Raw genomic sequence first — 14,655 nt, 5'->3', positions numbered from 1 at the left:
CCGCCCGCCGGTAGTGGGATCAGACGGATGCCAGTTCGAGGTCCGGCGCGACGTAGGAGTCGTACAGGCCCTTGGTGTACGAAAAACGCATCTCCGCACCCCACCGCACAAGCTGCAGGCAACGCTGCTGCAACTGGGGTGTGTCGGCGCAGTCCAGGACGATCTGGTAGCCGCGCTCACCGTGGACGACGTCGGACGTGATGTGCAGATCGAAGAATTCGATCTCGTCCTCGGTGAACCCGTAGACCTCGCGGAGCGGGACGATCTGCTTCTTGTAGATGCTCGGCACCTGGGACTCGAGCCCGACGACCAGTGCCGCGGTGGCGACGACGAAGTGTTCACGCTGGGAGACCGCGTAGCACCACGCCTGGAGCCCGCGGGTCACGGCGTTCATGTTGTTCGGGTCTTCGACGCGTTCCTTCGTGGTGCCGCAGGCTTCCGCGAACTTGATGAGGAGATCGGTGTGCCGGATGTCGGCGAGTTCCTCCTCGTACATGTTCTGAAGGGTGAAATCCTTCGCGTCGGTGTAGTGGTCGGGTGTGTTGGAGTAGATGTTCGCGAGGTAGTCGGCGAAGGGGCCCACGTAGTGGTAGTGGTTTTCGGCCCAGCGGGCGAAGTGATGCTTCTCGAGCTTGCCCTCGGCCCACGCCTTGCTGAACGACGCGTTCTTGGCTTCTCGTCCCTTGATGGCGTTTTCGAGTGCGGCGCGGAATTCGTCGCGTCCGAGCAGTTCGGTCATGAGATGTGCCTTTCACAGGTGGTCGTACGGTCGATACCGTCCTGGAATGTCCCGCGACGTTGCGGATCCGAAAACCGGGCTGATACAGCGAGTTTCGGTGTGACGAGCCTAAAGGCGTAAGAAGGGATGCGGCCATGGCCACAATGGCCGGAAGAGACCGCTTTCCGGGTCGATGTGCACTGTCAGTGCGTGCCGGCTGCGACCAGCGCATCGAATTCGGCGAGCATTGCGGCCCCGACAGCCTTGTCCTGCTCCCCGTTTCCGCCGCTGATCCCTACCGCACCGACGATCTGACCGTCGTAGACGAGAGGAAACCCGCCGACGAAGATCGCGAACTTGCCGGGCAGCATGTGACTGATACCGAACGCTTCATTGCCCGGGAGTGCCGGACCGCCCGGTGCCTCGTTGAACAAATGGGTGGCGCGCTCGTGCCCCGCAGCCGTGAATGCTTTGGCGATGGCGATGTCGACTCCGGTCAGGCGCGCTCCGGGGAGGCGGTGCAGCGCGATGACATTCGCGCTTTCGTCGCATACGCACAACGTCTGCTTGACGCCGATTTCTTCGGCCTTCGCGCGTCCGGCGGCGAGCAGGGGCAGTGCGTCGTCGAGAGTGATTCGGTGAATTCGATGCATGGTTCTCCACTTCGGGGTCGAGGTCGGAACGGTCGTTGCGAACGAGTGCCCGAATGGGCGGAAGGGCGTCGGGTCGAGAGGCTCCCTGCCGGGGGCGTGGCATATTTCTAACAGCGCACCGCGAACAGTGGGAGGGTTAATATCACCGCGAAGCCGGGGTGGTCGGTGTACACACTGCACATGTTCCGGGTGGGTGTGTCTCTGGTAGCTCATGTAGGAAGTGCATGACGTCGGAATCGGTCCGGCGCCCTCACCCTCGATGGAAGCAGGTTGCCGTGGAACCGAGCCCCCGCTTGACCGTCCGTGGTCTTCTCGACGAACCGCTGATGGCGGACGCTCGCATCGTGCAGGGAGACGAGGCACTCGACCGGGCACTGACCTGGGTGCTGCCCCTCGGCGAAGTGGTCGGCAGGTACGACGAGCTGGCGGGGGTTGCTGTGTATGTGCGCCCCGAGGTGCTGGGTGCCAATCTTCAGGCCGTATCCGCTGTCGCGGCACGCGGCGCCGCATGCCTCGTCGTGGACGGCGCCCTTCCCGCCGCGATCGCCTCCTGGCCGCCGGGTCTGCCTGTCGTGGAACTCGACCTGCCCGTCGGTTTCGCCGCGCTCAACAGGTTGCTCGCCGAGCGAAGCCTGATGCAGGAAGTGCACGTCATGCGCTACTCCGCTCATGTGCATTCGGTGCTCGCGGGACTGCTTCACCGCGGCGCCGGGCTCACCCTGCTGATCAAGGAGGTGTCGTCGCTCGCACAGCATCCTGCGGTGGCGCTCGATGCGCGTGGTCATGCCGTGGCACACCACGGCATCGACCCGGCGTCGATCGACGAGATCGCCGAGCGCATCCGCGCCGTATGCGGGCCGACCTCACCGGACGGGAGGGGGCATCACGACACGCGCGTGGTCGAGGCGACGGTGGCCGGGGTGCACTGGACGTGTACCGCGAGCGCCATCCGGCTCGGCAAACGCTTCGAGGGATGGGTGGTGGTTCTGGCCGGCGGTTCCACACCCGGCCCGCACGACCTCGCTCGGCACGCAGTGGTGACCGACCAGGCGACCGCAATCATCGGTTCGGAGATGTTGCGCCAGCGCAGCGTCGACGAGGCGGAGGAGCGTGCGCGGGGCGACTTCGTGCAGGCACTCGTACACGGGAGCTTCGCCAGTCGGCACGACATGCAAGCTCGCGCCGAGTATCACGACATCGACCTCACCTCGACCTTTGCGGTATTCGTCGCCGCAGGATACGACGAGAATCCGGCCGTCTCGGGCACCGAGGGGCCAGGCGGGTTGCTTCGGCTCGCCCGCTACGCGGCGAGCGTGCTTCCGCACCCCTCTGTCCGTTCGTACGTCACTGTGATCGGTGACGTACTCGTGGTGGTGCGCTCGCTTCGGTACCGCGATGCGCGCGACACCGAGGCCGAGATCGCCGAGTTCGCCGATGCCGTCTCGGCCGACCTGTCGCGTCGTCGTGGTCGTCCGGTGCCGGTCGCACACGGGACCCCCGCCGCGGGTGCCGATCAGATCCGAGAGAGCTATCGGCAGGCTCGTGTGGCTCTCGGGATCGGGCAACGGATGGGGATGTCGGGCTCGGTTTCCTACCACGACCTGCGTGGATACGGTGTCCTCGAACTCGTCGCAGAGACGGAGCGGAGCAGGCGTTTCGTCGAGGATGTACTCGGTTCGCTCCGGCCCGGCAGCGATCTCTACGACACGCTCGTGGCCTATCTCGGTGCCGGCGGAAACGTCAATGCGGCCGCGCGCGAACTCGACGTGCACCGGAACACCATGTTGTCGAAACTGGACCGGATTTCGCGGGCGATGGCGATGGATGTCCGGACCCCCGAGAACCAGTTCACCGCGTGGCTCGCCGTCCGTCTGGAACTCCTCGACCACCTGCACACCGCAGTGGAACGCGAAATCAACTATCTCTGAACGCGACACCTGTCACCGCGGCGTCTTCCACGTCCTCAGGGTCGCGTCCGAGGAAGGTGGCGGCGAACGCGCTGCCCACAACCAGCGCGCAGACGACGAAAACGATGCTGACCGACCAGGACCCGAGTCCGATGGTCACCCACGCCGCACCGACGGCGGAACCACCGAAGCGGATGAGGTTGAACACTCCGAGTCCGGTTCCCTGCGCCCCGGCGGGGGATCGAGTGGATCCCGCCGCTGCGGGGGTCTGCACGGCCGCGATTCCGGCTCCGGTCACCGCGAGTACGCCGACGACCAGCCACGGATCCGGGTCGTTCGCGCCCAGAACGGCCGCCAGAGCGCACTGGGTGACGGCGAGGACTGTCAATCCGCACCGCAATACCCGCCGAGCACCGACCCGGTCCGTGATGCGGCCGATCAGCGGGGCGAGGACGGCCATGACTGCGGGAAGGGAGAACAGGATCATCCCGGCCGTCGTTGTGGACACGCCTGTGGCCGAGAGTCGTAGCGGAACCGCCAGAAGAGCTGTTCCGAGACAAAACATCTGAGCGAACGAGGCAACCGAACTTCGGGCGAAACGGCTTTCGGTAAGCAGGCGTACGTCCACGAACGGCACGCGCACGCGCAGGCAATGGACCGCGAACCAGACGAGCACCAGGACCGACACCGCGAGGCTCGCCCACGCCATGCCGACAGGAACACCCGATTTTCCGAACATGCTGAGACCCAGAATGATTCCGGCCGAACCCATGGTGAGGGTGGCTGCGCCCAGCACGTCGAGCCGCATCGGACGTCCCGGGAATGCAGGAATCCAGCGTAGCGTTCCCGCGAGCCCGATCAGCGCGATAGGAATCAGCGGGACGAAGACCCAGCGCCATCCCCAGTTGCCCGCGATGAGTCCTCCGAGGGAGGGGCCGATTGCCTGTCCGATTCCGTTGACCGTCGCCCACGCGCCCACCGCACGGGCGCGACGTAGCGGGCCGAACAGCCAGGCGAGCAGTCCCATCACCGCCGGTGCGAATGCCGCGGCGGCGACACCTCCGAGCGCACGCCACCCGATCAGAATCTCGAGACTGGGTGCTGTCGCTGCTCCCGCGGCACACACTGCGGTGCCGAGCAGGGCTGCGCAGTACACGCGGCGCCGGCCGAAGCGATCACCGATATACCCCGCGAGCGGCATCGATGCCGCGAACGTGAGCAGGAAGGCGACGGCGAGCAACGCCCCGTCCTCCAGCGACGAGTCGTAATACGAAAGGATTTGTGCAAGAGGAACATTGATGATGTTGTTGCTCAAGGTTCCGACGAGCGTCCCTGCGAGCAGTGCGGACAGTGCGAGCGGCGTGCCCGTGTCAGCACCCTCCGGTGACTCCGGAGGTGCATCGGTACGTGTGGTCATCGAACTCCTGGAAACGATCGAACTGCACGGCATCATCGAGCCGTTCGTTCCCACTCTCGCACCACAACCCGACTGCGCGCACGAGCGTCACCAGGACAAGAGGCACAGCCCGAGGGGCCGGATATGGGCACTGTGCACATGCTGCTCGCCGGAGAGCCGCGAAACCGTGTTCCGACACATGTTCGTAGCACTTTTTCACAAACAGGCGATCGGATGACACGGAATCGCAAAAAAGGAACACATTGCACAAGTACCGTTCCGGCCGGTGTGCAGGGTTTGCGTTGACCGTGCCTGGACGAGCGCGGAAAGTTCCACGGAGACAAGCCCGCTCCATTCCGCTCCTGCTGAAGGACATGCATTGGACGTACAACTCGCGGCGGCCCATTGGGTCTACCTCGCCGGCATACTCGTCATCCTGGCCACCATGGCCCTGCGGAAGAACATCGTCGTTCCCGCTGTCGTCGCAACATTTCTCACCGCATTGGTGTTCTCCGGCAGTATCGTCACCGGACTCTCGTCGATCTTCAACGCGAGCCTGGTGGCGGCGAAGGAACTGTTCAACATCTTCCTCATCATCGCGATGGTCACCGCCATGCTCGGAGCGTTGCGGCAACTCGGTGCCGACCGGATGATGGTCGCACCGTTCCGGCGAGTCATGAGAGCAGGGACGAGCAGTTTCCTCGTGCTCGCCGCCGTGACATACGTGATCTCACTGTTCTTCTGGCCGACCCCTGCTGTTCCGCTCGTCGGCGCGGTGCTGATTCCTGTCGCCATTCGCGCCGGGCTGTCGCCGCTCTCCGTGGGCATGGTCATCGCCATCTGCGGTCAGGGCATGGCGCTGTCGTCCGATTACATCATCAAGGTCGCCCCGGGCATCTCGGCGTCTGCTGCCGGCGTGGACGCCGATGCGGTGGCCGACAAAGCTCTCGTGCTGTCGCTGATCGTCGGAGGTACCGCACTCCTCATCACCTACTTCTCGCAGAAGCGGACGTGGCGGACGCCGTCTCCCGATCTACTGACCGAGTGGGAAGCCGAAGCGGACAGCGGCGTCGGTGAGCCCACCTCATCGCCCGATCCGAGTGGAACCGGTTCGACGGGTCCGGTTCGTCCCCAAAAGTTGGGGCCACCGCCGGCCCTCGGCGAAGCCGCGGGTACGGCGACGGTCGTGCTGGCGCCCCAACGGGACGTGGGCACATTCGAGGTCCCGCAGTCGGAGAAGGAACGGCGCGGTACCGCGAAAGCATTCGCCATGCTTGTCCCGCTGGCCTATCTCGCGTTCATCGTCTACCTGATGCTGGGCAAATTCACCGATGTCGTGCCGCCGCTGAAAGGTGGCGAGGCCGCGGCGATCGTCGGCGGGATCGCGTCGCTCGTCTTGTTCGCGGCCGCAGCATCGACCGACAAGGGTGGCTTCCTCGAAACCACGTCCGACCACCTGGTCGACGGTCTGGTGTTTGCTTTCAAAGCCATGGGATGTGTGCTCCCCATCGCCGGATTCTTCTTTATCGGCAATCCCGACTTCGCCGCGCCGATCCTCGGCCTCTCGTCCGATGCAACGGGACCCGCGATCCTGTTCGACCTCGTCACCGCAGTACAGGCGCACTTGCCGCAGAACGCGTTCGTCACGTCGTTCGGGATACTGCTCATCGGTCTCGTCGCAGGATTGGACGGATCCGGATTCAGCGGTCTGCCCCTTACCGGGGCGCTGTCCGGTGCGCTCGGTCCCGCGGTCGACGTCGATCCCGCGACGCTGGCAGCAATCGGGCAGATGGGCAACATCTGGTCGGGCGGTGGAGTGATCATTGCATGGTCGTCGCTCATCGCGGTGGCGGGATTTGCGCGGGTGCCCGTACTCGACCTGGCACGGAAGTGCTTCCTGCCGGTGATGGCGGGCCTGGTGCTGTCGACCGTATTCGCGGTGCTCGTGTTCTGACGGAAGGTCGCTCGGTTCGGTCACGGACCTCGATCGCTTCGGTCCTTACTGCTATGGGCCACATCTTCTACGGTGGTGTGAAGTTGGGCACGACGGCTCCGAACGGGGCCGTCGGTGCTGTTACTCCGCAAGCACGGGAAGGAACCTGCGCACTGTGACCACCGAGGCATTCATCTATGAAGCCATCCGAACACCACGAGGCCGAGGCAAGAAGACGGGATCGTTGCACTCCGTCAAGCCGATCTCTCTGGTTACCGGCCTGATCGACGAACTGCGTGTCCGCTTCCCCGACCTGGACGAGAACCGCATCTCGGATCTCATCCTCGGCGTCGTGGGTCCGGTCGGCGATCAGGGTGCCGATATCGCCCGCACCGCCGTCACCGTCGCCAACATGCCGGCCACCACCGGTGGTGTCCAGATCAACCGTTTCTGCGCGTCCGGCCTCGAAGCCGTCAACATGGCTGCGCAGAAGGTCCGCTCCGGCTGGGACGAACTGGTCCTCGCCGGTGGTGTCGAGTCCATGTCGCGCGTGCCCATGGGTTCCGACGGCGGCGCGTGGATGCTCGACCCCGCCACGAACTACGACAGCTACCTCGTGCCCCAGGGCATCTCGGCAGACCTGATCGCGACCATCGAGGGCTTCTCCCGCGAGGACGTCGACGCCTACGCATTGCGTTCGCAGCAGCTCGCAGCAGCAGCGTGGTCCGGTGGCTACTTCTCGAAGTCGGTCGTGCCTGTCAAGGACCAGAACGGTCTGACGATCCTCGAGCAGGACGAGCACATGCGTCCCGACACGACCCTCGAGGGTCTGGCGAAGCTGCAGCCGTCGTTCGCGTCGGTCGGCGAGATGGGCGGCTTCGACGCTGTCGCGCTGCAGAAGTACCACTTCGTGGAGAAGATCAACCACGTCCACCACGGCGGTAACAGCTCGGGCATCGTCGACGGCGCGGCTCTCGTGCTCGTCGGCTCCGAGCAGGCCGGCCAGGATCTCGGTCTCACCCCGCGTGCCCGCGTGGTGGCGACGGCCACCTCGGGTGCCGATTCGACCATCATGCTCACCGGCCCGACTCCGGCCGCCGAGAAGGTGCTCGCCGCCGCCGGTCTCACCGCCGACGACATCGACCTCTTCGAGATCAACGAGGCGTTCGCGTCCGTCGTCCTGAAGTTCCAGAAGGATCTGAAGATCCCGGACGAGAAGCTCAACGTCAACGGCGGCGCCATCGCGATGGGTCACCCGCTCGGCGCTACCGGCGCCATGATCACCGGCACCATGATCGACGAGCTCGAGCGCCGCGGAGCCAAGCGCGCCCTCGTCACCTTGTGCATCGGTGGCGGTATGGGCGTGGCCACCATCATCGAGCGCGTCTGATACCCGGAAGGATTCGAAATACAGTGACCGACAACATGATTTCTTGGGATCAGGACGCCGACGGCATCGTTGTGCTCACCCTGGACGACCCCAACCAGGGCGCGAACACGATGAACGCGCTCTACAAGTCCTCCATGAAAGCCACCGTCGACCGCCTGGTCGAGGAGAAGGACTCGATCAGCGGTGTGGTGATCACGTCCGCGAAGAAGACCTTCTTCGCCGGAGGCGACCTCCGCAACATCATCGCGATCGGGCCGGACGACGCGCAGGCCGCGTTCGACGAGGTGCAGGACATCAAGGCAGACCTCCGTCGCCTCGAGACCCTCGGCAAGCCCGTCGTCGCCGCCATCAACGGTGCGGCACTGGGCGGTGGCCTGGAGATCGCTCTCGCGACCCATCACCGGATCGCTGCTGACGTCAAGGGCGTTCAGATCGGGCTGCCCGAGGCCAGCCTCGGCCTGCTGCCCGGTGGCGGCGGTATCACCCGCACCGTGCGTCTGCTCGGCATCCAGACCGCGCTCCTCTCGGTCCTGCTGCAGGGCAACAAGTACAACGCCGTGAAGGCCAAGGAGATCGGCCTCGTCCACGAGGTCGTCGGTAGCGTCGACGAACTCGTGCCCGCCGCGAAGGCGTGGATCAAGGCCAATCCCGAGGGTGGCGTGCAGCCGTGGGACGTCAAGGGATACAAGATCCCCGGCGGCACCCCGTCCACCCCCTCGCTCGCCGCGAACCTCCCCGCGTTCCCCGCGAACCTGCGCAAGCAGATCAAGGGCGCGCCGATGCCGGCTCCGCGCGCGATCATGTCCGCCGCGGTCGAGGGCTCGCAGGTCGACTTCGACAACGCGTCGACCATCGAGTCCCGTTACTTCACGGAACTGGCTACCGGCCAGGTCGCGAAGAACATGATTCAGGCGTTCTTCTTCGATATGCAGGCCATCAACTCCGGTGCCTCGCGGCCGAAGGATGTGCCCAAGCGTGAGATCAAGAAGATCGGCGTGCTCGGCGCCGGCATGATGGGCGCGGGCATTGCGTACGTCTCCGCGCGTGCCGGGTACGAGGTCGTCCTCAAGGACATCAGCATCGAGGCCGCCGAGCGCGGCAAGAACTACTCGGAGAAGATCGAGGCCAAGGCACTCTCGCGTGGGAAGACCACCGAGGAGAAGTCCAAGGAACTGCTCGGCCGCATCCACCCGACCGCCGACGCGGCCGATTTCAAGGGTGTCGACTTCGTCATCGAGGCCGTCTTCGAGAGCACCGAGCTCAAGCACAAGGTGTTCCAGGAGATCGAGGACATCGTCGAGCCCGACGCCTTGCTCGGCTCCAACACCTCGACGCTGCCGATCACCGGTCTCGCCACGGGCGTGAAGCGTCCCGAGGACTTCATCGGGATCCACTTCTTCTCGCCGGTCGACAAGATGCCGCTGGTGGAGATCATCAAGGGTGAGAAGACCTCGGACGAGGCGCTGGCCCGCGTGTTCGACTACACGCTCGCGATCCGCAAGACCCCGATCGTCGTCAACGACAGTCGTGGTTTCTTCACCTCTCGCGTCATCGGCACGTTCGTCAACGAGGCCATCGCGATGCTCGGCGAGGGCATCGAGCCCGCGACGATCGAGCAGGCCGGTTCGCAGGCGGGCTACCCGGCTCCGCCGCTGCAGCTGACCGACGAGCTGAACATGAAGCTCATGCAGAAGATCGCCAAGGAGACCGCGGAGGCCGCCAAGCAGGGCGACACCAAGATGGGTGCCACCCGTCACCCCGCGCTCGACGTCATCGACTGGATGGTCGAGCAGGGTCGTCCGGGTCGTCTCGAGAAGGCCGGCTTCTACGAGTACGACGAGAACGGCAAGCGTCAGGGCATCTGGCAGGGCGTGCGCGATCAGTTCAAGACCGTCGCGACCCTGGACGTTCCGCTGCAGGACCTGATCGACCGGATGCTCTTCGCCGAGGCCATCGAGACACAGAAGTGCTTCGACGAGGGTGTTCTCGAGACCACCGCCGACGCCAACATCGGTTCGATCCTCGGCATCGGCTTCCCGGCGTGGACCGGTGGTGTCTCGCAGTTCATCACGGGATACCCGGGCGGCAAGGCCGGCTTCGTGAAGCGGGCCGAGGAGCTCGCCGCGAAGTACGGTGAGCGCTTCACCCCGCCGGCGTCGCTCCGCGACTGATCTGCGCGTGCACGTCCGATAGACAGGAAGGGCCCCGAATCGCTTCGGGGCCCTTCCGTCGTTTCCGGCTACGGCGTCATCGGTGTGAGGCCGGCAGCGCCGGGCCTATGCGACCCACCATGGGCGCAGGGGCACCTGCGGACGCTGGTCCGCGCCGAGCTTGACGCCGAGCACGTGGTGCAACTGGACGATGTTGCGTTCGAATCCGAGCCTGGACCCGGCCATGTACAGGCCCCACAACCGCGCGGTCCCCTCGCCCACCTCGGCGACGCACGCATCCCAGTTCTTTTCGAGGTTTTCGCACCAGCCGGCGAGGGTGTACGCGTAGTGCTGCCGGAGGTTCTCCTCGTGCACCACTTCGAATCCGACGTTCTGCGCTTCGGTGATGATGCGGCCGGAGCCGGTGAGTTCCCCGTCGGGGAACACGTACCGGTCGATGAATCCGCCCGCCTTCATCCGCCCACGGTTGTGCGGGCGCGTGATGCAGTGGTTGAGGAGCAGCCCGCCCACCCGCAGCTTGTCGTGCAGGAACTGGAAGTACGCCGGGTAGTTCCCGACGCCGATGTGCTCGGTGAGGCCGATCGACGAGATCGCGTCGAAACCGGTGTCTGTCACGTCGCGGTAGTCGGAGTGCCGAACCTCGGCCAGATCGCCGAGTCCTTCGTCCGCGATCGCCTGCTGTGCCCACTCCGCCTGCTCACGCGACAGGGTCACCCCGAGTGCCTTCACCCCGCGGCGCGCGGCGAAGCGCACCATTCCACCCCAGCCGCAACCGATGTCGAGGAGCCGGTCGCCGGGTTGCAGGCGGAGCTTTTCGAAGATGAGGCGGTACTTGTTCTCTTGAGCATCGTCGAGTTTCTGGCTCTCGGAATCGAAGAGAGCGCAGGTGTACGTCATCGTCGGGCCGAGTACGTACTCGTAGAACGTGTTGGACACGTCGTAGTGGTGATGGATGACCTCGGCGTCGCGATTCTTGGAATGCCGGAGACCTTCCGCGATGCGGCGCCATCGGGGTAGATGTTCCTGCTGCGGCGGGGCGATCGGCCTGAGCAGTTCCGTGCCGAGCGACCGCGCGATCTGCGCGAGGACGCGGGCCGGGGGCCGCTCGAAGTGCATGTCTCCGAGGGCGGCAAGCAGGGAGTAGGGGTTACCGGGATGTGCGCCGCGGATCTCGAGTTCTCCGGAGATGTATGCGCGCGCCATCCCGAGGTCGCCGGGAGCGGTCGCGATGTAGGTCGCGCCCTTGGGTGACGCGAGATGCAGGGCGTAGGGGGAATCTTCCGGGCCCGCGGCCGAATTGTCGTACGCCGTGAATCGCAGCGGCATGTCGCCACCCGTGACGGTTTCGACGATCTTCGCGAGGGGGATCTTGTCATCGGCCGGGCGCACGCCGGCTGAAGGCTCGGACTTGAATGTGGTCATTTTCCTTGCACCGCCTTCGAGAAAAGGTCCAGTAAGCGGGACCGCGGGTCGTACTTCTTTTTGAGTGCGGTGTATTCCCCACCGCTGTAATACAGTTTCTCGAACTCGTCGCGTGTGTAGTACGAGTCGGAGTACAGGGATTTGTGACCGTCGAGTTCCGCCACCTTGTTTTCGATGAGCCGGTTCGCGGCACCGGCGACTCCGCCGGGATCGGCGGGAACCGAGGACCAGAAGCCGACGTTGACGTAGGTGCGTTTGGGTTCGAGGGGATACAGCGGCCACGGACGCTGCGCATCGAACGACGCACCGCCCGGGCCGTGGTGATCGCGCAATCGCAACGGGCACAGCCAGATCGGCTCGATGGGGATTTCCTCGAGGAACCACCGCACGAATTCCTCGGTGCGTTCGACCGGCACCTCGATGTCCTGCACGACGCGCTCACGAGGGGGGTTGCCTTTGCGCGCCTCGATACGATCGGCGACCGCATACTTGTGGTCGAGTGCAATGAGCTTCCAGTAGAAACTGCTGCGCAGCAGTCGCTTCGGCCAGAACCGGCGGATTCTGGGATCTTGTGCCCCGAACGCCCTCGAACACCAGAACCAGTCGGTGTCCCAGCGCCACAGGTAGTCGCGGATCGTGAGTCGATCGGTTTTGGGGTGGTTGACCGATGCGTGCTGGATGGACCGGTAGTAGACGTCGCGTCCGGTGTAGTCGGACACCGGTCCCGGCTCGTCCGTCTGCGCCCCGAGCGTCAGGTAGCTTTCCTCGGCCGAGAAGACCACGCCGTCGATATAGTCCACGGCGACACCGGCATACACGCGGTCTGCGGTGATCCGGTCGAGCGCGGCCTGCATCTCGGCGAGTGAATCGAACCGCAGATGGCGCAGGGCCACGAACTGTTTCACCGGTTCGAGTTCGATCCTGAGGCGGGTCGCGTATCCGAGGGACCCGTACGAATTGGGGAATCCGCGGAACAGGTCGGAGTGTTCGCCGTCGGGCCGCGCCGTGACGATCTCACCTGCGCCGGTGAGGATGTCCATCTCGAGCACCGATTCGTGGGGCAGACCGTTCCGGAACGAGGTCGACTCGATTCCGAGGCCGGTGACGGCGCCGCCCAGGGTGATGGTCTTCAGTTGCGGAACCACGAGTGGAGCCAGCCCATAGGGCAATGTCGCGTCGACGAGGTTTTCGTAGGTGCACATCCCGGCGACATCCGCAGTACGGGTACGCGGGTCGACCGACACGACACCGCCGAGGCCGGAGACGTCCAGTCCGGGCGCATCCACTTTCGCGCGGGCACGGAAGAGATTCGACGTTTTTTTCGCGAGCCGTACCGGCGCACGCTCGGGAATGTTGCGGTACGAGCGCAACAGTCGTTCCACACCTTCGCGGTGAACCTGCAGTCCGTACGGACTCGTGGCGCGTGACGATCCCAGCATGAGCATCGACTCCCCTGCGGCGCTGCTTGATGGCACACCCACAATAAACCCGTGGCTCGCGCCCGTCCCGGTACTGATGAGAAGGCAGGATGGACGGAGAACTCGTCCACAAGCAGCATCCGACCAACTACGGAGGAAATCGACATGGCACAGGTCAGTGCGAGCAGTTCGATACAACTGGAAGCAGCGCCCGACAAGGTGCTTGCTGCCCTCGCCGATTACGAGACGGTGCGCCCGCGCATCCTGTCGGATCACTACCGCGACTACCGGGTGATCTCGGGTGGCCGGGGTGAGGGCACCGTCGTGCATTGGATTCTCCAGGCCACCGAGAAGCGGCAGCGCGATGTGCAGGCCACCGTCTCAGTCTCCGGCAGCACCATCACGGAGACGGACGCGAACTCGTCGCTCGTGACCACCTGGAGCGTCGTGCCCCACGGCACGGGTTCGACGGTGGTCGTCCTCACCGGCTGGAACGGAGCGGGCGGTATCGGTGGATTCTTCGAGAAGACCTTCGCGCCGATCGGTCTGCGCAAGATCCAGCAGCAGGTCCTTCAGAACCTGAAGAACGAAGTGGACTGACCTCTCCGTCGTGTCACCGCAGACGGTGGACGACTACCCTGAACAGACAAACGTGCAGAAAGGACGTGTCCGTGCAACCCGGTGGAATGCCCGACATGCAGCAACTCCTCGCTCAGGCCCAGCAGATGCAGCAGCAACTGATGGCCGCTCAGAACGAAATGTCACAGGAGGAGGTCACCGGTCAGGCCGGTGGAGGCCTGGTGACCGCGACGGTGAAGGGCACGGGCGAGGTCGTCGCCGTGCACATCGATCCGAAGGTCGTCGATCCCGACGATGTCGAAACCCTGCAGGACCTGGTGGTCGGCGCGATCGCCGACGCATCCGCGAAGGCGCAGGAGAGTGCCGCCGAGAAGCTCGGCCCGCTCGCCGGTGGTCTCGGCGGCGGCATTCCCGGCTTGCCCGGTCTCTAGAGGCTCGCGTTGTACGAAGGACCGGTACAGGACCTCATCGACGAGCTGGGCAAGCTTCCCGGCGTCGGCCCGAAGAGTGCGCAGCGCATCGCGTTCCATCTGTTGTCGGTGGAGCCTCCCGAGATCGACCGACTCCAGGCGGCGTTGCAGAAGGTGCGCGACGGGGTGCAGTTCTGTGAGGTGTGCGGCACCGTGTCGGATCGGGAGCGGTGCAGGATCTGCTCCGACCTCCGGCGCGACCGCACACAGATCTGCGTGGTCGAGGAACCCAAGGATGTGCAGGCGATCGAGCGCACCCGCGAGTTCCGCGGCCGCTACCACGTGCTCGGTGGTGCGCTCGATCCGCTCAACGGCATCGGGCCCGATCAGTTGCACATCCGGGAACTGCTCACCCGGATCGGCAACCAGGAGGACGGCGTCGACGTTTCCGAGGTGATCATCGCGACCGATCCCAACACCGAGGGCGAGGCCACCGCGACGTATCTGGTCCGGATGTTGCGCGACTTCCCCGGGCTGACCGTGACGCGCCTCGCGTCCGGCCTGCCGATGGGCGGCGACCTCGAGTTCGCGGACGAGCTCACGCTCGGACGTGCGCTGTCGGGTCGGCGAGCAATGTGACCGGCGGAGCCGCGGACGC

Annotated in this window: 12 protein-coding genes; 7 read left to right on the top strand and 5 right to left on the bottom strand. The window is 65.1% G+C overall.

Annotated elements, in window-relative coordinates:
• Positions 1-19: 19 nt before the first annotated feature.
• Positions 20-739: a TenA family transcriptional regulator gene (locus tag ACFWU2_RS19600; RefSeq protein ID WP_378609850.1), complete on the bottom strand. Its 720-nt coding sequence runs from the start codon at positions 737-739 to the stop codon at positions 20-22.
• A 182-nt stretch (positions 740-921) separates the two neighbouring features.
• Entirely contained in the window at positions 922-1,371 is a 450-nt protein-coding gene (locus ACFWU2_RS19595; RefSeq protein WP_169622578.1) for a heme-binding protein, read from the bottom strand.
• A gap of 224 nt (positions 1,372-1,595) precedes the next feature.
• Here ACFWU2_RS19595 and ACFWU2_RS19590 point away from each other — a divergent pair, with 224 nt between their 5' ends.
• Complete coding sequence (locus ACFWU2_RS19590) at positions 1,596-3,299, top strand: helix-turn-helix domain-containing protein (protein WP_378609846.1); 1,704 nt, start codon at positions 1,596-1,598, stop codon at positions 3,297-3,299.
• Here ACFWU2_RS19590 and ACFWU2_RS19585 read toward each other — a convergent pair.
• The gene (locus ACFWU2_RS19585) at positions 3,286-4,695 is read right to left on the bottom strand and encodes an MFS transporter (RefSeq protein WP_378609843.1); all 1,410 of its coding nucleotides are present in this window, start codon (positions 4,693-4,695) and stop codon (positions 3,286-3,288) included. The two genes, ACFWU2_RS19590 and ACFWU2_RS19585, sit on opposite strands and share 14 nt — an antisense overlap.
• Positions 4,696-5,053: 358 nt before the next feature.
• On the opposite strand from ACFWU2_RS19585, the gene ACFWU2_RS19580 reads away from it, so the two are divergent.
• From ACFWU2_RS19580 to ACFWU2_RS19570, 3 genes are all read left to right on the top strand, one after another.
• On the top strand, positions 5,054-6,628 hold the full coding sequence (locus ACFWU2_RS19580; protein ID WP_378609840.1) for a hypothetical protein: 1,575 nt from the start codon (positions 5,054-5,056) through the stop codon (positions 6,626-6,628).
• Positions 6,629-6,782: 154 nt separating this feature from the next.
• Positions 6,783-7,997 (top strand): acetyl-CoA C-acetyltransferase, encoded by a 1,215-nt coding sequence (locus ACFWU2_RS19575; RefSeq protein ID WP_169622581.1) that lies wholly within the window; start codon positions 6,783-6,785, stop codon positions 7,995-7,997.
• 35 nt (positions 7,998-8,032) lie between these two features.
• The gene (locus ACFWU2_RS19570; RefSeq protein ID WP_378609837.1) at positions 8,033-10,168 is read left to right on the top strand and encodes a 3-hydroxyacyl-CoA dehydrogenase NAD-binding domain-containing protein; all 2,136 of its coding nucleotides are present in this window, start codon (positions 8,033-8,035) and stop codon (positions 10,166-10,168) included.
• Positions 10,169-10,273: 105 nt separating this feature from the next.
• On the opposite strand, the gene ACFWU2_RS19565 is transcribed toward ACFWU2_RS19570, so the two are convergent.
• Positions 10,274-11,590, bottom strand: coding sequence for a class I SAM-dependent methyltransferase (locus ACFWU2_RS19565; protein ID WP_378609835.1), 1,317 nt, complete (start codon positions 11,588-11,590; stop codon positions 10,274-10,276).
• Positions 11,587-13,029 (bottom strand): FAD-binding oxidoreductase, encoded by a 1,443-nt coding sequence (locus ACFWU2_RS19560; protein WP_378609997.1) that lies wholly within the window; start codon positions 13,027-13,029, stop codon positions 11,587-11,589. The genes ACFWU2_RS19565 and ACFWU2_RS19560 overlap by 4 nt, the downstream gene beginning before the upstream one ends.
• Positions 13,030-13,173: 144 nt before the next feature.
• Here ACFWU2_RS19560 and ACFWU2_RS19555 point away from each other — a divergent pair, with 144 nt between their 5' ends.
• The 3 genes from ACFWU2_RS19555 to recR all read left to right on the top strand — a co-directional run bounded on the left by ACFWU2_RS19555 (position 13,174) and on the right by recR (position 14,636).
• Positions 13,174-13,608: an SRPBCC family protein gene (locus ACFWU2_RS19555; protein ID WP_169622584.1), complete on the top strand. Its 435-nt coding sequence runs from the start codon at positions 13,174-13,176 to the stop codon at positions 13,606-13,608.
• A gap of 86 nt (positions 13,609-13,694) precedes the next feature.
• The gene (locus ACFWU2_RS19550; protein WP_378528584.1) at positions 13,695-14,018 is read left to right on the top strand and encodes a YbaB/EbfC family nucleoid-associated protein; all 324 of its coding nucleotides are present in this window, start codon (positions 13,695-13,697) and stop codon (positions 14,016-14,018) included.
• Positions 14,019-14,027: 9 nt separating this feature from the next.
• A complete protein-coding gene (recR, locus tag ACFWU2_RS19545; protein ID WP_169622585.1) occupies positions 14,028-14,636 on the top strand; it encodes a recombination mediator RecR in 609 nt (202 codons plus the stop codon).
• Positions 14,637-14,655: the final 19 nt, after the last annotated feature.

Source organism: Rhodococcus sp. NPDC058639, from assembly GCF_042717545.1.
In the GTDB taxonomy this organism is placed as follows: Bacteria; Actinomycetota; Actinomycetes; order Mycobacteriales; family Mycobacteriaceae; genus Rhodococcus.
Note: the sequence above shows the minus strand (reverse complement) of the source record. Positions and strands in the feature narration are given on the sequence as shown.